Consider the following 19,722-nt stretch of genomic DNA (forward strand, 5'->3'; position numbering starts at 1 on the left):
TCATAAAACCATGTTACAAATTCTTCCCAATCCCTCGGGTAATCAATACCTGCTTGCAACAATTGTGAAGGCTTTGTCATTCCTATATATTGACATAGGTGCAGCTAAGTGGATAGCCCTTATAAATAACCATGCGATTTTTTTTAAATTTTAAATTAATTATGAGGTTCAAACTAATGATTTAAGCAGAGTGTTCTTTTAACTAAGTTCCATTCATCAATATGCTCAACCAGTTATTCAATTTTACATTCATAGTACTTAAACAGTGCGGGTGATAGTTACGTAGTTTATCGATATTGCTATTTTTGACATGGCTTGCCGAATGGCAAAAGAAACAGGTCTTGGATTTATCAAAAGCTGAAATAATAGTCGTAAATTTCAAGTGAAATCGTAAATGATAATTCGAAGAATTGGGATATAGATATTGTTGTTGGTTTTTAAGTTGCATCGTCTGTCTAAATGTAGTTTTTTAGTAGACTTGCAACCAGTTTAAAAGTGATTTTAAAATGCTTTTTAATAAACTGGCGGTGAAGGTGAACGCCGATTTTGTTTTGTAAGTACATGAAAGTATTTGTTTTTAATGCAATCAAAAATTAAAGTCATACACTTAGTCATACACAGTAGATTTTTTAGTCTTAAAAGTACTTAGTTATGCTTTGATAAAGCCTCAAAACCAGCATTTGCAAAAGCTTGTAGCTCTCTATATTGTTCATGTTTGATGATGTGCTCAACAGTTTCTTGATCAATATTTAGATAATCGTGTACTAATGCATTACGCATACCGATAATAGAACGCCAATTTACATTGACAACTTCTGGAATGCTTTCTTCATGAAGGCGTTTAAAAGACGCATATGCGTCAGCAGGAGAGATCCCATATAAAGATTTATTCCAGTGTTTAGAAACACCAATACAAGCTTCAATCAGGATTTGCAGTGTTCTTTCAGCTGCTCGGTATTCATAACGGCTAAAAGAGCGTTCATTTAGAATATCGGTTAAGCCTTTTAGCTCTGAACAAATTAACTGCGTGTGCTCACGCATTGATAAAACGTAATGATTATCCATAATGTCTATAATGATACTGGTAGTCTAATTCCCATTTTGACATGATTCTTTGCGTCAAAAACATTTCTTTTGCAGGGTCTTTATTAACTAATAGCTTTCCTGTACTGATAACTTCCATTGCTATAGGGATTTGTGCGTTCTCTATATCAAGTATTGATATTTTGTTTTCGTCTAACCCTAATTGCTCGGTCCAATTTAAAGCGATTAGTTCTGGTCTTAACCTTCGATCTAAAGGGTTAGGTTCATAACTGGCAAACAAAACGGCCAGATCATAATCACTATTTGAGCTGGCATTGCCTTTTGCTCTAGAACCATATAGCCACAGAGCAAGAATATCGTCATTCTTAGACGCTTTTTCAATGATACTTGAGATCACTAAATAGCCTTATTGTTAGAACGTTATTTATGATTTTAACACAATTATATAACTTCAAGTTTTATTAATCTGCGTAGGTTTTAGATAATTCATTATTGAGATTTGTAACTATCTATTCAAATTTTTCTTTTTACACCAGTTACGATCAATTTTTCTATGCACATATGGTTTACTCATCTTCAGGAAATAATATCAATCACATTAATTAGATATGGGTATAAGCGTTGACCATTAATAAGTTGACACTAAGGTCTATCAAAGCATTCTTTATTGTCAACTAATGCATTTAGTATATAATTAAGTACACATTAAGGTATTTAAAAGTAGGCTTTGTTGTATATATGAATATTGATAAAGCATTAGAGCGTTTACAAACTTTCGACAATCAAGGCTTTTATGTTTTTACAAAGCGAGATCTAAGAAGGTTATTTTTTGATGATAGTGATTCAGGTTTCAAGCAGGGTGTTGCTAGACTCGTCAAAAAAGGGCTTTTAGAACAACCAACAAAAGGTGTTTATGTATACGCTTTGAGTAAAAACAAAGGTAATCGTACTGTTGAGAAAATTGCAGGTGCACTGAGAAAAGGCGAATATAATTATATTTCTTTAGAGTCAGCACTCTCAGGGTATGGTGCCATCTCACAAATTCCTATTGATAGGATTACTGTAATGACGACAGGCAGGCGAGGAACATTTAAAACCAGTTATGGTGTGATTGAATTTACTCATACCAAACGTTCCCCACTTGAGATTATCAAACATACTATTAAAACTGATCACCCACTTTTAATGGCTACTAAAGAGGCGGCTTATAGAGATTTAAAGCGTGTAGGCCGAAATATTGAGATGGTAGATAGGAAAGCGATAGATGAGTGAAAACTTTTCAGAATTAGTTAAAGCTGCAATGGCGCAAGAAAGCGTAGCCAAAATGCAGCCAGTTGTTGAAAAAGAGTTACTTCATTACGATATTCTTTTTTGTCTAGAGAAAGCTGGCCTCCTAAATGATCTAGTGTTTCAAGGTGGAACCTCTTTGAGGTTATGTCGAGGAGGCAGTAGGTTTAGCGAAGATCTAGATTTTGCAGGAGGAGCAGATTTTTCCTCTGAAAAACTACAGCCAATTAAAACTTGTATTGAAAACTATATTGGTGAAAGGTACGGATTGGAAGTCACCGTAAAAGAACCATCAGCGTTAAAAAAATTGCCAGAATATGCAGAATTAAAAATTGATAAATGGCAAATTGCTGTAGTGACATCGCCAGAGCAAAAGCATATTCCCAAGCAAAAGATTAAACTTGAAGTTGCCAATATTCCTGCTTATCACCCAGAGCCAGTTGCATTAACGGTAAATTATCAGTTTTTACCAGATAGTTATGCGCAGACGATTCTAGTTGCTGAAAGCTTAGACGAAATCTTAGCGGATAAAATTATATCGCTACCAGCAACGCAAAAGTATGTTAGATATCGTGATGTATGGGATTTGGTATGGCTTATTCAGCAAGGTGCGAAGTTAAATATCGAGCTAGTTGAACTCAAAATTAAAGATTACCAGTTAGATACCTTCGAAACTATGCTCAATACTTTGATTTTAAAACTAAAGCAAATTGTAATTAGCAACGAGTTCAAACAACAAATGGAACGCTTTTTACCTACAGATGTTGTGGAAAGAACGTTAGAAGAACCAAAATTCATTCAATATTTGGAAAATACATTATTAAAATTGTTCAAGGATGTAGCGCAATCACTTTATCAGTCAAGTAGTGCTGCCGAGATTGAGTTTAAAATGTAGTCAGGTTGAACTAAAAAGTCTGGGTGCGATATTTGCCTTTATGCATCCAGTTCTTCCAATCGTTTTCAAGCCCATAAAATCCAGTAGGGTAGCTTGCGAAAAGTGATTGTAGGTTATGACGTTGACAGCGATTTTCTGCTAAAGATTTAAAGACCTGCTTGATCAGCTTTTTTCCTTTAGGTGTGCTCATTAGGAAGTACACAAAAGAGTGCGAGGCGACATACATATTATGGCGACTAGAACCTTTCCAATTATTGTTTTCACCGTATATCACCGTTCGTAAAGACATTCGTTGTACTGCGGCATTTTGTTGCCAGTTTAGTGGCGTGATTTTGGCAGCTAACCCTGACACTTTTATTGTCTCAAAATACTCAGCTAATCCTTCATTTAGCCAGCGAGGTGTATTTCCAAAAAGCCCTGAATTTATCACGTGAACAGCTTCATGTATCGCTGTGCGTCTTGCTTGTAAATCATTTTTGTACCAAACCGCTGCTAAATTATGCTTGCCACTGTAAAAGCCTTGGCTTGATGTCGCAGTAGGCGCTTTGACTTTTTGGAGTGCATCGTATTCACGTTTTGAATGCGCAAAAGTTAAGTTTAGCTGCACTGGCTTTATAAGATCCTCGTTCATATAGCCATTGAGGATTTGATATATTTTCTTAACGCCAACGGAAGTGTCTCTTTCAAAAAATTTCGGCAATGTTCGTTTGGTGTTTATCGTCATTTCAAATGGGTTTAGCTCAATACCATAAAGATCTAGCACCTTGGTGTTTTGCTCGTTACCAAATAACGTATCAGAAAAATGTGTCATACCATCTTCATCAATCCAGCTGAAAATTAAACTTTCTTCTTGTTTTCTTTTTCTGTCTGCAATCTGTTTCTCAGTTAAGGCTGCACGAGAACAAGAGTGACTATGAACTTCATGCTCGTAGCTTGATTTAGAAATAAAACCTTGCTGTGATGGCTGAGGATATTGGGGAGCAGTCTTTATTGTTTCCGAAGAAAAATTTGTTCTTTTGAGTTCTGCTTGCTTAGGCTCATTCGATAAATCATCTAGCTTGGAAGAGTATTCATTATATTTTTGATCGAAATAGGAAAGTGTTGATGTTATCCAGTGTGTTAATTGATTATTAATCCAGCGGCCTTGAAAGTGATCGACAGCGATTGCTATAGCAACAACAGAAACAACAAATAACAAGTAGCGACCAAACTTACTATCCATGTACTTCAAAAGCCTCAGAAACAAAGGTGTATCATACTGAAAAATACAAGGTTACAGCAAGATAAACTTATAATAACAAGCAGTTGTGATAGGGCAGCTGAGAATACAATGCTCAACTTCTTTTAACTAATATTAATGGCTTTAATGGTTTCGGCTTATATACGTCTCTGGATTTAATCCATTCAACGATATCGCTTTCAAGCCATGCAACGCTATTACCACCAATGCGCTTATTAGCAGGGAACTCACCATCCCGCATTAAATTGTAAATAGTACTTCTGCTAAATCCAGTCATATCAATAACTTCAGGTAAACGTAATAATCTATATTGCATGAGTTAACTCCTGAGTATTACTTGCGTTCGAATATCCAGCATCGAGTGGTAGTCGCTAGATTTTTGTTTGGCGTCGAGCGATTTGGTTTCTGATTTACAGCACTCTTAATTGTTTTACTGTGGGTTATATATTTGTATTTTTTACCCTGTCGTAATAGCTGTTTTAGATCTTGTATGGGTGGTAGAGATTGTTTTCGGCAAAGAGCCTCTTCAGCAAACTGATTAAAGTTGATACCGATAAACTGCTTATCCAATGAGTGATTAACCACTCGTTCATCACTACCCTCTAAAAACTCATAAATTTCCCAAAACTCTTGAACTAATGGATGATCAGCGCCGCAAACATGTTCACGGTCAATGGCCATTGCTTTCAGTTGTTCATGCACTAACGCCGTTTGTGTTGGACTGATATCAAGCAGTAAAGCGAGAGCTTCAGTGAAAGCGCACATCATGGAATGATTTAAACTGATGCGGTTGTTGTTGATCATTGGCTCTTGGCGTAGCCATCGTTCAAAATCGGGTTGACGCTTTTTAACCAGCTCTAGAATTTGTGTTTCATGACTCAGTGCCTTGATCATAAATCCAGATAATTCAGCCATTGGCCAACGGCTAATAGTATCAACTGCACTTCGAGTTTCGGCAGTGTGATTACTGCGGTCAGAATAAAGATGAATGATCCGCTCTAAAATTGCAGGTGAGGCTTTTAAAGTGGCATTTTGGCTGATAACCAAAACGCCCTTAAATAAAGGTTCGTTAGTATCGTTTTGGTTATTCTTATTACCCGTTGAACGTACCGCACGGCCGTTATAGGCGGTTTTAAATTGATCCCAATGAAAACCGTTGGTGTTGGGCGCAGAAGTATCACCTCTGTCAGCTTCAATCATAACAATGGGCAGGTTAGCAACTTGAGCAAGGTTACGACTAACACCGACCTTACTTGATTTTATTGGATCAAAGCCTTCGTAATTCTTACGGCCAGACAGCTTCCACATAAATTCAATTAGGGTGGATTTACCCGTACCCGGCTCACCGACTAATTCTAAAAATGGATAAGCACCAAAGTTATCTCGACATTGCTCTGCAAAGTAACTGCCCAACCAAAAGGCGAGGGCGATAACGCCTTTGACTGAAAACGCTTGCCAAAGAGTATGAAAAAAATCAGCTTTATAAGTTGTTAAATCATAATTGGGTGCGACTAACACAGGGTCTTGGCTTTTGATATACAGCTGTTTGATATTGAAATGATCTTCATCATTGATGGGATATAGCACACCATCTTTGACGGCAATGTTGTTGAACACATAGCATTTGTGTTCGTAACTGTAGCCGACAAAATCAATAACCTTAACTCGCTTAATATTGTAAAGGTGATGCCGAAACCACTTGTTGAGCTGATAAGTATTACCCTCATAAATGGCACCGGGAGCAACCACAGACAGACGTTTTTTAAATTCGGTATGAGAGGTAATTTGCCCGCCAGTAAAAGTCTTTTTAACGGTTAAACCGTGCGGAAAGTCGATTTGAAAGTAATACCAGCTTTCATCCGAAGCGGGGCTTTCTTGATAATACAGCGCATGGGGATAGCATATGCAAAGCAATTGAATACTGGCCGCTTCATTCAATGCGGTTAAATCATCTTGGCCTTTGTCGGTATTTTTGTCGTATTTATCGGCATGAAACTTAAACCAATACATACTCAGCTGAAACTCAAACGGAAACTCATGCTGATTGCTTTGCTGGTACATCAAAATGCCTTTTATTTTGGCCGAAGGCGCAATTAACAATTTACCTAAGTAGCGGTAATGCTCGATGTGATCAGGCGTAAGGCGCTCACGTTGCAGTAAATCATTCCAGTCCAGTTGCAACTTACCTGTTGGCGGTTGCGCTGCCGTAGCTTGCCAACCGAGTTTTTTGCTTGCTCAATAAATTTCAGGGTGTGGGATTCACCCGCTTTACCTGTATCAAAGGCAAACACTAATTTTGGAGGCGTGGCTTGCTTCAATTGTTCTCGAAAGATTTTTAATGACTCAATAGGGAAGTTATTACAGCTCATGACACTGACGGCAGTAATGCCCACTTGCAGCAATGACAAGGCATAGAATATTCCTTCAACTAACCAAAGTTCGTTGGTCTCAACCACCTTAGCAATATCAAAGTCAGGCGTTTGCCACCAATAACCTTTATAACTGCCTGAGAAACGAGCTTTCATACTGCCAAAACGTTCAGGCTTGTCGATAAAGCGTTCCCACGTTGTGCCATTACTCAAGGTAAACTTGACGGTGGCAGTGCCGATTTGTTTCTCTCCACAATAATAAGAGCCTTGTTGGTACCAACCTTTAATCAATGAAAGCTTTAAGCCTCGACCATGGGAAAGATAAGCATCCGCAGCCGCATTTGGGTTTGTGATTAAACCTGTTTTGGCATCTTCACGGCTTGGAAAACGCTCACTCCATGATTCAAACAAGTCATGGTAAATTTCTTTAATGTGCAACTCTTTGCCGCACTTATTCAAACGGCCGCAGCGTAATAACCATGGGTTATTTTTGTGAGTATACAGCTCACGTTTACTGCAACTTGGGCAAATACCTTGTTGTAGGTAATCGTCATTTTGCTTTTTAAAGTCAAAATCATTCAACAAGCGACGAAGTATTTCAGAATGCATTTCTGGCTTCATGACAAACTCCTGTCAGTAACATCAAAAATGAATTACGAAATCTTTACTTTCTGTAAAAACTTCTCGACCTTGCGGATGTCATAACGGCCAGTACACCAATCTTTTAGCTCTTTGGTCGGAAACTCTCTATGAGTTTCCCAACGTTTCAGTGTTGAATAAGAAATCCCAAAATAACGACACAAGTCGGCTCTTGAGTACCAAACCTGCGGCACTTGTTGTTGGCGCTGCCTCTGTAATTTAAGTTGTTCAAGGGCATCAATTAAATCGTTAGAGTAAGCAGTATTCATGGCAAATAACTCCAATTAAAGAGTAAAAATGTTCTAGTTTGTTCTTTGATATCTCGGCTTGATCACCTGAGCACTTCTTTTTGTAACTTAGGATACATACAGATACTCCATCGTTAAGCTACTACTTAGTAGTATTTACAATTTACTTTGTAGAAATGTTTTGATTTTTCTAATGTCGTAGCGATCTTGCCCAATGATTGTGATGTCTGGCTCAGGAAAGTATCTGTGTTTTTTCCAGCGCCAAAACGTGGTTCTATTTATCCCCAATAGCCCACACAACTGGTGACTGGTAAACCAAACTTGTTCAGAAGTATTTGATGATTGTTTACTCATAAAAACCACTCTATACATAAAAAAACAACAATAATTGTATTAGCGTGTATTATGAGTACCTAACGACGGTAAATTTGTAAAGTTAACTTTTCTCTAAAACCATTGAATTTTAGTAAAACTGTCGGAAGTTCTTGATTGTTCGTTAACAAACGGCGTTTCAGACAGCTTGTATTCAGGCTGTAGAAATTAGCCTTATCGTTAACAACTATTCGATTATAAGGTGTTAAAACCATTACTCATTTAAAGTTTTTAAAGTTGCTTTTTTGTATAAGTCTCAATTTCTGAAAGGTATAACTGGTTGGGGATTTGTACTGTTCACTAAGTTCAACGCTCCATCTAAACAATATCCATATGAACACATTTAAATTAAAAGCCTCAGAGCTGAGGGTCGTTGCCGTTGCTGCACTTGGTGGCGCATTAGAATTCTATGATTTTATGATATTTGCGTTTCTAGCGAATACCATTAGTCCACAATATTTCCCTGCTTCTCAACACATAAACTCATTATTAGGGCTTTTTGGAGCCTTTACTGTAGGTTATCTAGCAAGGCCAATTGGTGGTTTAATTTTTAGTCATTATGGTGATTTGAAAGGTAGAAAGAAGGCATTTTATATTTCAATTTTATTGATGGCGATTCCGTCATTTTTGATCGCATTTCTTCCCAATTTCCAGAGCATCGGTTTTTTAGCTCCAATCACACTTGTCTTATTGCGAATAGTACAAGGTCTTGCTGTGGGAGGTGAAATCCCCGGTGCGATAACTTTTACTCTTGAGCACGTTAATGTGAACAAACGAGGTCGGGCAATCGTAATAATATTCTTTGCCCTTAGCTTAGCAGTCTTATTTGGTCAGAGTGTGATTGCTCTACTTCACTTATTATTGACCACTGCGCAGTTTAGTCGTTGGGGATGGCGAGTCACATTTCTTATCGGTGCAGTTTTAGGTGTTCTTGGTGGGTATCTGAGAAGAAATATATCGGAAACACCATCATTCAAATCCATGGCTAATCAACGTACAGAAACCTATATACCTTCTCTATTTTTGATTAGAAATCACTGTTTGCCAATGCTGCAGGGTGCATCCATTTTGTGTCTGGGAGCTGTAAGTATGTTTCTGCTGTTTGTTTATATGCCGACTTACTTGACGAATTTTAAAGTGCATCATGTAATAAAGCCTGCAGACGTACAGCTATTAAACTCAGTGAGCTTAGGTATCTTTACCGTATTTATGGTTCTATTTGGGTTTATTTCAGACAGGTTAGGAAGGAAGAAATTGATAATTGTAGGATCTTTTCTGTTACTGATTTTCACTTATCCGTTATTCAATATGTTGATGGATGGTTCGATTCACGCAGTACTTCTGGCACTTGTTACTCTCGGCATTTCTTTTTCTTTAGTTGCATCTAGTTACGGGGCAATATTAGCAGAACTGTTTCCACCCAAAATAAGGTATACAGGTGTTGGATTAGCGTACAATCTCGCTTTCGCGATGTTTGGTGGTACAACACCACTCATTGTGACATATTTGATTAAAATCACCCAAGAACCTCTTACACCAGCTTATTACATGATGTTTTTTTCTGGATTGAGCTTATTAGGTACGTTAACCATAAAGCCTAAAAATCTTTATTAAAGTGGTTGAACTTGAAGAATCGGAGTTACCATGCTTCCAGTAAACGACATGATGCTCTTTGTTGATGTTGTTAAACATAAAAGCTTCACCGCTGCGGGAGAGAAAAATGACAAGACGGCAGCAGCGGTAAGTAAGCGCATTTCTCAGTTAGAAGCCACATTAGGAGTCAAGCTATTAAAGCGAACAACTCGGGCGTTAGCTCTTACTGAAGCTGGCGAAATTCTGTATCGACAATGCGCCAATATGCAGTTAGAGCTTAACACTGTTTGCGAACAGGTCATAGATATCCATGAAAACCCAAAAGGAAAGATAAAGGTATCGGCATTACAGAATTTCAGTAACTTAATTTTATCGAACTTGTTAGAAAAATTTTTACAGCAATACAGTGATGTTGACGTTGAAATCACACTTGATGGTGCACTTGGGGCACTGCCACCCATCGACGAATATGATATCGCTATTAGATGCGGAATATTACAAGATTCATCAGCCATATCAAGGCTAATTATGACTCATGATTATACCGTATGTGCCAGTGGATCATATCTACAGCGTCATGGCACACCAAAAGAATTAAGCGACCTTACAAAACATAATTGCTTAGACTGCCATCACGGTATTAAGCCTGATGAAAGAGTCTGGACATTCTTTGACGGTAATGATGCGCATAATATTCCAGTAAAAACCAATGTGTTTACCAACAATGCACTCTTTGTAAAACATCTTGCCTTGAGCGGCGTTTCTTTGATTTATGCACCAACATTCATAGTGGCAGACGAAATCAACGCAGGTTTGTTAGTTCCAGTGTTGCGTCAATATAAAACCATCACAAATTCAATTTATCTCATCCACCCCTATGCTAATAGGAACTTACCTAAGCGAATTAGGTGCTTTATTGATTTTATTTTTGACAATTTAGCAATCCCGTCAATAAAAGAGGGGAAATGCTAAACCTTGATTAGTAGAATCCATGACAATGTTTCCGAATTAATTACTTTGTTTTCGTTAAGAGTCTTATTCCTTCAATTGACTTAATTTACACAATCATCTCATCTAATATGAACTTGATTGATTTAAATTGGTTTGATTTTAAAAGCTTTTTGATTCGCTTTGCAAATCATCAGATTTGGGGATATTAATCGAGCTAACAGGAGTTATTGAATGGATTCCTTATTGAGGCAAAATAACAAGGTGAGCTATGACAAAAATGATCCAGTTAAAACCATCAGCCAACAGTGTTGATGAAATACTAAATGGCTGGAGAGCTAAGCATTCAAATCTATCGCCCAAGTTAACTCATTTTTTATCAAATTTTCCTGATGCTGGAGTCTATCTCAAAGCCTTTGCCTATTACCTTTCTGATAGTATTAGAATATTTGATGAGCCTCTTTTTTGCATTTGTTTAACCCAAGCTATTAGAAGCTATAAAGCCTCAGATGAGCAAGGTGATGAACTAGAAATATTCTACGAGACGTTGACCTATATAGCTTCAGACTTGTTGCACAATATTATGATTGAAGATTTGTATGGGGCAGAGTGGCGCATAATTGATGGGAATTACTTCACAGATTGGTTTTCACTCAATTCATCAAGATTAAAACAGCAAGAATTAGGGCAAATCAAAATCAAACCATTCTACTCAGAGAAGCAAACAGTCAGGTGCGCTCAACAAATGCTGAAAAATAAAATGGGAGTCAGTAGTATTCGTAAATTGCTTGTCTCACTACGCCCAACACTTTTCCATTTTCGAACTTGATCATAGGATAACTTGGGTTAAAGGACTTCAAATAAGTTGCATCCGCTTCATCGACAATTTGTTTAAAGCAAGCAGAAGATGACGTTGGTAGTTTGGCAATTACCAAGTCGCCAGATTCATACTCTGATGTAGATTCAACGATCAATATGCACCCTTCATAAATACAGCGATGACCTTGGCCTTCCATGCCGTCACCACGCACTCGAATGGCATAACCATTCTGGCCAACATTAGTACTCGATATTTCCCACCAAGTCTCAATAGCTTCGTTAGTTAGTTGTTCTTTATTTTGTGGCCAGTTCAACACTTGTTTTAGGGTGAGTAAGGGAATACGATGAATAATGGCGTCAGAATTGATATTTCTGGTATAGGTATTCCCAATGCCTTCCATTAACCACTTTGGACTTACGCTGAGCTCATTGCAAATAGGCAGAAAGTAGCGAGAGTTTTTTGTCACGCCCGTGAGCATACGGCTGATAGCTTGTTGTTTGATACCGATGCGAACAGCAAGCTCAGACTGATTTATACCTGCCTCTTTCATAACAAAGTTGAGCCGATCTGCAAGTGTCTTCATGTAAACATAAGCCTTAAATTTATCTTAGTCTTAACAAGTTAAAGAGTAGGTGAAACTGATCAATACTCAAAAAATAGTGGAAATTAAGCTCTGTACCCACGATTCGAGATAAATTATCACAGTTTGTGTTTTTTCACACATTAAAGCGCTGTTGTGATTCATTACAACAATTAATCATGATTTAGCTTTTTGTGTATTCGAAGAGTTGTTAACATATTGTTTATTCATGAAGTAAATGGAATTCACTATGCACGTACCAGAAAAGTGGAGTATGGAAACAGCGTTGGAGATACAACAATTTATTGATGCCAACGGGTTTGCTGTATTGATAACCAAAGATCTTGAAGCGACACATTTACCATTAATCATCCAGAAAAATGAGGGTGAGCTTGGGATGCTTTATGGGCACATAGCAAGAAACAACACCCACCTAAAATCACTAGGAAATGCTGAAGTTTTAGTTGTATTCAGTGGTGCACACTCTTACATTTCTCCAACTTGGTATGATAAAACACCAGCCGTTCCGACGTGGAATTATTCTTCGGTACACGCTTTTGGAAAGCTTGAATTTACAGATGAGGATATTACAAAGTCAGCTTTGTTTGGGTTAATTGAAAAATACGAACCTCATTTATTGGAGCATAATGACCAAATTATGCCAGATGAATACCTTAAAAAACTGAGTAATGGCATAGTTGGTTTTAAAGTTAAAATCTCAAAATTGCAGGGCAAAGAAAAGCTTGGTCAGCATAGAAGTGTTGAAGATCAAATGGGTGTAGTGTCAGGTTTAGCTCAATCTGATAACAGTAATGCAAAATCATTGCTGGAGTACATGCAGCAGCGAAAAATTGGATGTGGCGTATAGAAACGATGACGGTAAGAAAGCGCTTGTGTGTACTCAAACTATGTAGGGATACCCAGTCCGATTTGGGATTAGCACCACAAACTAAAGGATAAGATTAATGAACTTTGATATTTCTGATTCAATACCAGCTGCAGAAGAATATAACCAATTGAGAATTGATGCTGGCTTGTCAGCTAAATCAATAGAAGCTGCAGCCATTGGGCTGCCAAATTCATTATATTCTGTGTGTATTAGAAGCGGACAAAAGCTGATAGGAATGGGACGAGTGATAGGTGATGGTGCTTGTTTCATACAAATTGTCGATATTGCTGTTCACCCTGATTATCAAGGGAGGGGGTTAGGGAAGTTGATCATGGAGCATATCGAAAGTTATGTATCTTCAATTGCATTAGAGGGTACTTATGTTTCGCTCATTGGCGATAAACCTGAATTTTATGAAAAACTGGGATATTGCCATACTGCACCATCAGGTTTTGGAATGTTCAAAAAGTTCTAATAACAGTATTTTCAAAAGAAGTTCACGGATAGAATATATGTCTAAACTAAAAAACAAAGCGTTAATAGCTGCGGCGATAACGACTATTATCGGAGCTTTTCTGCACTTGTTGTGCATTGTATTTGGTGGCGACTGGTACATTGCAATGGGCGCCGGAAAGAAAATGGCAAGGCTTGATGATGCTGGGCATTGGTATCCAACCGCCATCACTTTGTTTATCACAGCGGTTTTGGTTGTTTGGTCACTGTATGCTTTGTCTGGTGCTATGCTTATCCGCAAATGACCCTTTATAAAAACAGTACTGGTACTGATATCGACCGTGTTGCTATTTCGAGCATTTGCTTTTGTATTGTTACTGCCTCAATTCCCAGATAATAGCATAATGTTTTGGATTGTAAGCTCGGCAGTCTGTTTGATAATGGGTTTGTTTTATAGTTATGGCACATGGAAAGCGAGGCCAGATTTATCCTCAAATAAGCGTTAATTTAGACTGTAATATTCAGATGTTTTAAGTGGTGAACTGCATTTTATTGGATTGAGGTTTTCATAAAATGTTTCAAACGCCAATTTGGTCAAAATCTAAAAATACTGCTTAATTTACTAATGCAGGATTCGCAAGGTGGTGACAAATGGTGCCAAAGTTGGTGACATTTGGTACCACTTTTGTCTGCATTTGGTACCAACATCTAATTTTCCTTTCAACGATACAGCTGGAGATGCAGTGGCTTCGAAGCAATCGGCTACTGAAACTGTCGCAATCTTTTGCTTGAAAATTAACCATAAAAGTGAAATAAAGAAACTACAAAAGCCTCGCTGATTTCAGGAGTACAGTATGGGGGATAATATAGTAAAAACACGGCTATCAGATAATGAAAAATTGAACTGGCAGCAGTTCTGTAAAGACAGTGGTATGAGTCAATCTAACATGCTGCGGATGATGATCAATAAAGTCACGCCCGAGGCTGGGAATGATGCTGATATCAACGAACTCAAAACTGACAGAGTATCAGTAAGACTCACCAATCATTGCCTTCAAAAGTTACAACAACAAGCCATTGCAGAAGGGTATGTCAGCCAAAGTAATTGGGTTAGGGCATCGATTATGTCAAACCTCTATCGTGACCCTGTGCTCAGCGATGATGAAATAAAAACGCTTAGAGAATCGAATCGTGAACTTGCTGCAGTAGGCCGCAATCTCAATCAAATCGCTCGTGTGCTTAATATCGACTTTCGACACAGTGATAAAATCACCCGTGAAATGATTGAAATCTTGGACAACAAAATCAATGACCATAAGGCAATGGTGAATAACCTCATCAACAAAAACTGCCGCCGTTGGGAATTGGAGCAAGCTAATGAGTGATCTATTTGCCGTCATACCAATGCAGATTGGTATCCAGCGACTTACTGCTTTTAGACTTAAGAAGGGTTGCTCATGAGTAGATTGTCTAACGATTCAATCTCTAGCTTACTTAGCGGTGATGTCAGAACCAAATCAAACCGAATGGGAAACAATGGCCGTTACACAAAAAAGCCGCCTGAAGTCATGGTCAAAGTCAGTGGCTTTGGTTACAACAATGCCCATACAGCAAACCACTTTGACTACATCAGCCGTAATGGAAAACTAGAGTTAGAAGACGAAACAGGCTTGATTTATCAAGATCAAGATACGATTCATCAACTCGCTCAAGACTGGAACGAGTCAGACTTTCAACAACGAACTAGAACCCGCCACAGCACGCATCTAATCCTTTCTATGCCACACGGCACCGAACCTAAAGCGGTTAAAAAAGCAGTGCGTTCATTCGCTAAAAATACCTTTTCAGAGAACCATCAGTATGTGTTTACACTACATACCGACACCGACAGCCCACACGTTCACCTCACCATTAAAAACTTAGGTTTTGATGGTAGGCGTTTGCATGTTCGAAAAGGATTACCGCAGATTTGGCGGGAACAATTTGCTGAAGAGTTGGAAAGGTTGGGCGTAGCGGCCGAGGCTACGCCTAGTTTGAGAAACGCTACTATACAAAAACAAAGTAACGCTACTCATAAACGCTTTGTCAATCATCAAGATTTACAGCGTTAGAAACGGTAGCTGCCGCCGATAAACCAACTACTCGAATCTTCAAAATTAAACACTTCGACTGTGGCATCAAATTGCTTGGTAATATTGTATTTCCCGCCAACAGTCCAACCTAATTCAGTAGAGTCAGCATCTGAATATTTTATCGCATCAACTTTCCCGAATAGTTCTAATTGGTCATAAATTTGAGAGCGGCCACCTACAGCAAATCGGAATAAGTTGTCATCATAACTCTGTTTGTTATCAACAAAGACTGTAGTGCCAGTGCTTGCTTTTTCTTTCGCTTCAATATCATTCTTTCCAAAGGCTAACTCGGCAAACAAATCTGTTTTGTTGTTCAACGAGTATTGATAGCCTAGGCCAAGTTCATATTGTGTAATGTCGCTGCTGAGCTTAACATCAACATCACCTTGTGAGTGTGAATCTGAGTACTCAACAATTGAATATTCAGCTAAAAGGTAAGTACCTGTATCGCCCAATGACTTGTTCAATTTGACTGCCAAACCTGCGAAGTTGTCATCAAGCCCTTCAATTTTCAAGGACTTGTAACCCAACGAAACGGTATCGTAACTAAAAGCAGATTGAGAATCTTGAGCTTGAGAAAAGAATGAAGTGGCTAAAGTCAGGATTCCGACAGCAAAAAATTTATTATTCATATTACATCCATATAGTGACAGCATCAGTCAAACCGACTGAAACTAAGCGGATGAATTATGCCTATCTGCATTGAATTCACAATCAAAAAGTAACTCTCCCGAACACAAGTGATGATTAAATCAACACCGAATCACAGGAACGCTTCGCCAATCTGTTGTGTATTGGGGCGTCAGTAGATCGCGGCGCATACTCCATTTCACTTGTGTACCCTGTGCTGAAACAAAAACGGTATCAGAGCCATAACGATGATTCAGCTTATCGATGGTGTGCATCAATTCGGGTTTGCTTTTTTGTGGAGTAAACAAGTCGAATTGTTGATGGCGCATATCCGTTAAGTCCAGCATTCCTACGCCGACTCTGTAATAACGGACGCCATCAGCAAACAGCTCTGGTATTGCCAGCGACACGGCTTTACTTATCTCCAGAGTACAATTCGTCGGTCGAGCAAAGCGAACAATGCGTTTAAATTGCTTAGGGTTGTCATCATGGGGCGAGTTAGCCGCAAACACTAACACTTGAGTACAACCAGACTGTTGTTTACGGGCTTTAGCGGCAGCAATGCCAACATGTTTGCATAAGGCTTGTTGCAATTGATGTTGGCAGGTAATGCGGTTGCCCATGCTGCGAGTTGAAAATATCTGCTTTTTATCGGCTCTTGCTTCATCCCATTGCTTACAAGCTTGGCCGTTAAGCTCACGAACGGTACGTTCAATCTCAATGCTGAACTGTTTACGTGCCAGTTTTGGCGGCATTCGTGCTAAATCATAAGCCGTTTCTATACCCATCAATTTTAACTTACTCGATATCTTGCGACCGATCCCCCACACATCCTCAACAGGCGTTGCTTTTAATGCGGCATGAATGGCAGAGTCAGAGTCCAGCACACAAACGCCTTGTGATTGCTTATTTCGTTTGGCTTGATGATTGGCTAATTTTGTTAGAGTTAATGTTGGGGCAATACCTACACAAACAGGCAAGCGTGTTTCTTTCCACACGGCTTTACGGATGAGCAGCCCGTGTGCTTGCAAGTCAGGAATTGTCATTGCGCTGCGGTGAAAAGACAGAAAGGTTTCGTCAATCGAGTAAATGTGTTGCTCTGGCGCGAAGCGACCAATTATCTGCATCATTTTTGCAGACAAATCAGCATACAACTCATAATTGGACGAGCAAACAATTACGCCTTTTTGCTCACATAAACGTTTGGCTTGAAAATACGGAATAAACTTTTTAATTCCCGCTTCTTTAGCGAGTCGATTGGCCGCAACAATACAACCATCGTTATTGCTGAGCACGATAATGGGCTTATGACGCCAGTCGGGTCGAAATACTGCCTCAGCCGAGCAATAAAACGCATTAGCGTCGACTAAGGCAAACATAGTTAAGCCTGCCCCAATAACGAACTTGCACGATGACAACGAATAGAGCGAGCCACCACACCTTCAATGCTGAACTCATCGAACTGCTCGATGGCAATAGCTTGAAAACGCTCATTGGCCGAAAGCAACTGCCTACGCTGTTTATCAATGATTTTACATACAAACTCGCCATTAAGATTGGCGACAATAACATCTAAGTGCTGAGCAGTAATGTGTCTATCGACAACCAAAATATCATTATCGAAAATACCCACGCCCTGCATACTCTCCCCCTTAGCTTGACCAATGAAGGTCGCACTCGGATGCTCAATCAAGAGTTCATCTAAGCTTAAAGATAATTGCGTGTACTCCGCCGCTGGTGATTCAAAACCTGTGATCCCAGCTTGGGCAAATATGGGGATTACTTTCATTTTATCGATATACTGGTTATTTATACAGTATATGTTAGCAGAGTCTATTAAGTTAAGTAAATGTATTGTGGAAAATCAGAAGGATGAAAATAAGTGATGTTGTGATATTGCAGAGTCCAAGCTGTAAAAAAGCAGTGCGTTCATTCGCTAAAAATACTTTAACTGAAAACCATCAGTATGTGTTTGCACTACATACCGACACCGACAGCCCACATGTTCATCTCACAGTTAAAAACCTTGGATTTGATGGTAAACGATTGCATGTTCGAAAAGGTTTGCCACAAGTTTGGCGAGAGCAGTTTGCTGATAAATAAGAAAAATTAGGTATAGTGGCTGAGGCTACTAGCAGTTTGAATCAAAATATAAAACCAAGAGAACAGGAGCGTATAAACGATAAACTTGATATTGAATTAACCTAGTCCATCGCAACAACATTGTTCTAACCTTCTTAAAACTTTATGATATCCCCCTTTTTTCTTCACCAGAAATAATTATGTCATTTAAATCTCATTCTTTAATTTCACCTTTTATGGAGCTATCTCCCAATTACTTTCCAAGAAAAGAGCTTGAAGCTTTAATGGCTAATCCTGTTGAAGCTGAGTCACTGCTTCTTGAGGCGCTTGAAGATTTTTGCGAAGAGCCAGATGCATACTTTACTTCTCAGGGGAACTACCTCCATGTTGTGGCCTTTAATTTACTAGGGCACTTTAAGGCAGTAGAAGCTTGGCCACATTGTGAAGCGATAATTAATGAACTTTATATACAGCGACCATATGAACCTCAGCATATGGACATTCTAAACGAAACAGAAATTAACCAATTTGGAAAACTGGTTGCAGGGATGGCAAGGAAAAACTTGGATGATTTGATCGAACTTGCTTTAGATAAAGAGTTAGATCTTCTGGTTAGGAAGGGCTTAGTTATTGCACTTTTTACCAGCTTTCTCGAAAGCGTTCTTGCTGAAAATCGATTTTTTGAAACACTGAACCAGCTTTTTAAGTCCTATTCGAAATCAGAGCTGGGTGAATATCAACAAACTGTTTGGGACTCACTGTTTTTTATTTGTTCGAGAGTAGACCCACAACTAATCATCGATAATGTGGATCATATTCCTAAAAATCACGAAAAATATCAGGTTATTCTGGAAGCATCTCAAAAAGGATTTAACCCTGAGGAAAGTACAGTTTTAACTGATAAGAAGAAAGAAGCATTAAAACAAGAACATGGGTATTCTCAAGATCCAATCTATGCAATGGAAGACTGGAAAGTCAATCTAAATCGTTTTGAAGACCAAATCGATCAAAGCATATTCAACACTATGATTGATCAACTTACACAAGCCGTTAAAAATGATACATTGCCAAAACTTGATACTCCTAGTGTGAAACCACAGGTTCCAAGAAGGGTAACGGCTAAAATTGGTCGAAATGATCCTTGCCTTTGTGAAAGCGGAAAAAAATATAAAAAATGTTGCGGCAAATAATATATAGCTGGTGAATTTCACCAGCTTCGAAAATCTTCGTAGGTAAAATCAGACTTGTGAATTGGTTGTACTTTATGAGCTAATTGTTTCCCACAGTAGGGACAAAAGGTGATGACTAAAGAGGCTTGCCACACATAATCGCCTTCTTCATCCAAATAATTGCTCTCTTCAAGATCTTGTTCAGTTGCTTCACGATAAAAAACTAACGTCCATTCCAGCGCATTGTTTATGTCAGATTGAAAACCTTCAATTTGGCAACCTTCATTTGGCATAAAATCACAATGGTGGATAACACTTTTCATTATTTATTC

At 38.6% G+C, this 19,722-nt stretch carries 25 protein-coding genes; 12 read left to right on the forward strand and 13 right to left on the reverse strand.

The features are described 5' to 3' along the window. Positions 1–645 precede the first annotated feature (645 nt). Positions 646–1,041: a type VII toxin-antitoxin system HepT family RNase toxin gene (hepT, locus tag JQC92_RS10230; RefSeq protein WP_204999572.1), complete on the reverse strand. Its 396-nt coding sequence runs from the start codon at positions 1,039–1,041 to the stop codon at positions 646–648. A 16-nt stretch (positions 1,042–1,057) separates the two neighbouring features. Then, positions 1,058–1,441 carry a type VII toxin-antitoxin system MntA family adenylyltransferase antitoxin gene (mntA, locus tag JQC92_RS10235; RefSeq protein ID WP_204999573.1) on the reverse strand — a complete coding sequence of 128 codons (384 nt, stop codon included), beginning with the start codon at positions 1,439–1,441 and terminating at the stop codon, positions 1,058–1,060. A gap of 341 nt (positions 1,442–1,782) precedes the next feature. Between mntA and abiEi the strand changes: the two genes are divergently transcribed. Beyond that, positions 1,783–2,316, forward strand: a complete 534-nt coding sequence (gene abiEi, locus JQC92_RS10240; protein ID WP_204999574.1) for a type IV toxin-antitoxin system AbiEi family antitoxin — start codon at positions 1,783–1,785, stop codon at positions 2,314–2,316. Beyond that, the gene (locus JQC92_RS10245; protein WP_204999575.1) at positions 2,309–3,226 is read left to right on the forward strand and encodes a nucleotidyl transferase AbiEii/AbiGii toxin family protein; all 918 of its coding nucleotides are present in this window, start codon (positions 2,309–2,311) and stop codon (positions 3,224–3,226) included. The genes abiEi and JQC92_RS10245 overlap by 8 nt, the downstream gene beginning before the upstream one ends. 10 nt (positions 3,227–3,236) lie before the next feature. On the opposite strand, the gene JQC92_RS10250 is transcribed toward JQC92_RS10245, so the two are convergent. The 6 genes from JQC92_RS10250 to JQC92_RS10275 all read right to left on the reverse strand — a co-directional run bounded on the left by JQC92_RS10250 (position 3,237) and on the right by JQC92_RS10275 (position 8,076). Next, positions 3,237–4,448 (reverse strand): peptidase MA family metallohydrolase, encoded by a 1,212-nt coding sequence (locus JQC92_RS10250; protein WP_204999576.1) that lies wholly within the window; start codon positions 4,446–4,448, stop codon positions 3,237–3,239. Between the two features lie 112 nt (positions 4,449–4,560). Further along, positions 4,561–4,782, reverse strand: a complete 222-nt coding sequence (locus JQC92_RS10255; RefSeq protein WP_204999577.1) for a helix-turn-helix transcriptional regulator — start codon at positions 4,780–4,782, stop codon at positions 4,561–4,563. A gap of 17 nt (positions 4,783–4,799) precedes the next feature. After that, positions 4,800–6,647, reverse strand: coding sequence for a hypothetical protein (locus JQC92_RS10260; protein WP_204999578.1), 1,848 nt, complete (start codon positions 6,645–6,647; stop codon positions 4,800–4,802). Beyond that, a complete protein-coding gene (locus JQC92_RS10265; protein ID WP_204999579.1) occupies positions 6,572–7,456 on the reverse strand; it encodes a toprim domain-containing protein in 885 nt (294 codons plus the stop codon). Before JQC92_RS10265 ends, JQC92_RS10260 begins: the two co-directional genes overlap by 76 nt. Positions 7,457–7,488: 32 nt before the next feature. Further along, positions 7,489–7,743 carry a helix-turn-helix domain-containing protein gene (locus tag JQC92_RS10270; protein WP_204999580.1) on the reverse strand — a complete coding sequence of 85 codons (255 nt, stop codon included), beginning with the start codon at positions 7,741–7,743 and terminating at the stop codon, positions 7,489–7,491. Positions 7,744–7,878: 135 nt separating this feature from the next. Continuing rightward, positions 7,879–8,076, reverse strand: coding sequence for a hypothetical protein (locus tag JQC92_RS10275; RefSeq protein ID WP_204999581.1), 198 nt, complete (start codon positions 8,074–8,076; stop codon positions 7,879–7,881). A gap of 351 nt (positions 8,077–8,427) precedes the next feature. Here JQC92_RS10275 and JQC92_RS10280 point away from each other — a divergent pair, with 351 nt between their 5' ends. From JQC92_RS10280 to JQC92_RS10290, 3 genes are all read left to right on the forward strand, one after another. Then, entirely contained in the window at positions 8,428–9,708 is a 1,281-nt protein-coding gene (locus tag JQC92_RS10280; protein WP_204999582.1) for an MFS transporter, read from the forward strand. Positions 9,709–9,738: 30 nt separating this feature from the next. Further along, positions 9,739–10,659 (forward strand): LysR family transcriptional regulator, encoded by a 921-nt coding sequence (locus JQC92_RS10285; RefSeq protein WP_204999583.1) that lies wholly within the window; start codon positions 9,739–9,741, stop codon positions 10,657–10,659. A gap of 247 nt (positions 10,660–10,906) precedes the next feature. Further along, entirely contained in the window at positions 10,907–11,464 is a 558-nt protein-coding gene (locus tag JQC92_RS10290; protein ID WP_204999584.1) for a hypothetical protein, read from the forward strand. Here JQC92_RS10290 and JQC92_RS10295 read toward each other — a convergent pair. Continuing rightward, on the reverse strand, positions 11,403–12,038 hold the full coding sequence (locus JQC92_RS10295) for a LexA family protein (RefSeq protein ID WP_204999585.1): 636 nt from the start codon (positions 12,036–12,038) through the stop codon (positions 11,403–11,405). The two genes, JQC92_RS10290 and JQC92_RS10295, sit on opposite strands and share 62 nt — an antisense overlap. Positions 12,039–12,285: 247 nt before the next feature. Here JQC92_RS10295 and JQC92_RS10300 point away from each other — a divergent pair, with 247 nt between their 5' ends. The 5 genes from JQC92_RS10300 (at position 12,286) to JQC92_RS10320 (ending at position 15,488) form a co-directional block, all read left to right on the forward strand. Next, complete coding sequence (locus JQC92_RS10300; protein ID WP_204999586.1) at positions 12,286–12,903, forward strand: FMN-binding negative transcriptional regulator; 618 nt, start codon at positions 12,286–12,288, stop codon at positions 12,901–12,903. Between the two features lie 97 nt (positions 12,904–13,000). Then, entirely contained in the window at positions 13,001–13,399 is a 399-nt protein-coding gene (locus JQC92_RS10305; RefSeq protein WP_204999587.1) for a GNAT family N-acetyltransferase, read from the forward strand. A 37-nt stretch (positions 13,400–13,436) separates the two neighbouring features. After that, positions 13,437–13,682, forward strand: a complete 246-nt coding sequence (locus JQC92_RS22585) for a hypothetical protein (protein WP_239480510.1) — start codon at positions 13,437–13,439, stop codon at positions 13,680–13,682. A gap of 549 nt (positions 13,683–14,231) precedes the next feature. Then, on the forward strand, positions 14,232–14,762 hold the full coding sequence (locus JQC92_RS10315) for a plasmid mobilization protein (protein WP_204999588.1): 531 nt from the start codon (positions 14,232–14,234) through the stop codon (positions 14,760–14,762). 72 nt (positions 14,763–14,834) lie between these two features. After that, positions 14,835–15,488: a relaxase/mobilization nuclease domain-containing protein gene (locus tag JQC92_RS10320; RefSeq protein WP_204999589.1), complete on the forward strand. Its 654-nt coding sequence runs from the start codon at positions 14,835–14,837 to the stop codon at positions 15,486–15,488. Here JQC92_RS10320 and JQC92_RS10325 read toward each other — a convergent pair. The 3 genes from JQC92_RS10325 to JQC92_RS10335 form a co-directional block, all read right to left on the reverse strand. Next, positions 15,485–16,141, reverse strand: coding sequence for an outer membrane beta-barrel protein (locus tag JQC92_RS10325; RefSeq protein WP_204999590.1), 657 nt, complete (start codon positions 16,139–16,141; stop codon positions 15,485–15,487). The genes JQC92_RS10320 and JQC92_RS10325 overlap by 4 nt on opposite strands. 120 nt (positions 16,142–16,261) lie before the next feature. After that, a complete protein-coding gene (locus JQC92_RS10330; protein WP_204999591.1) occupies positions 16,262–17,518 on the reverse strand; it encodes a Y-family DNA polymerase in 1,257 nt (418 codons plus the stop codon). Positions 17,519–17,520: 2 nt separating this feature from the next. Beyond that, positions 17,521–17,928 carry a LexA family protein gene (locus JQC92_RS10335; RefSeq protein WP_204999592.1) on the reverse strand — a complete coding sequence of 136 codons (408 nt, stop codon included), beginning with the start codon at positions 17,926–17,928 and terminating at the stop codon, positions 17,521–17,523. Positions 17,929–18,011: 83 nt separating this feature from the next. Here JQC92_RS10335 and JQC92_RS10340 point away from each other — a divergent pair, with 83 nt between their 5' ends. Both JQC92_RS10340 and JQC92_RS22590 read left to right on the forward strand, forming a co-directional pair. Continuing rightward, a complete protein-coding gene (locus tag JQC92_RS10340) occupies positions 18,012–18,242 on the forward strand; it encodes a relaxase/mobilization nuclease domain-containing protein (RefSeq protein ID WP_204999593.1) in 231 nt (76 codons plus the stop codon). Between the two features lie 179 nt (positions 18,243–18,421). Beyond that, positions 18,422–19,411, forward strand: coding sequence for a DUF1186 domain-containing protein (locus JQC92_RS22590; protein ID WP_239480511.1), 990 nt, complete (start codon positions 18,422–18,424; stop codon positions 19,409–19,411). A gap of 17 nt (positions 19,412–19,428) precedes the next feature. Here JQC92_RS22590 and JQC92_RS10350 read toward each other — a convergent pair whose 3' ends face one another. After that, the gene (locus JQC92_RS10350) at positions 19,429–19,713 is read right to left on the reverse strand and encodes a hypothetical protein (protein ID WP_204999594.1); all 285 of its coding nucleotides are present in this window, start codon (positions 19,711–19,713) and stop codon (positions 19,429–19,431) included. Positions 19,714–19,722 lie beyond the last annotated feature (9 nt).

The organism is Parashewanella hymeniacidonis, assembly GCF_016900895.1.
Taxonomy (GTDB): Bacteria; Pseudomonadota; Gammaproteobacteria; order Enterobacterales; family Shewanellaceae; genus Parashewanella; species Parashewanella hymeniacidonis.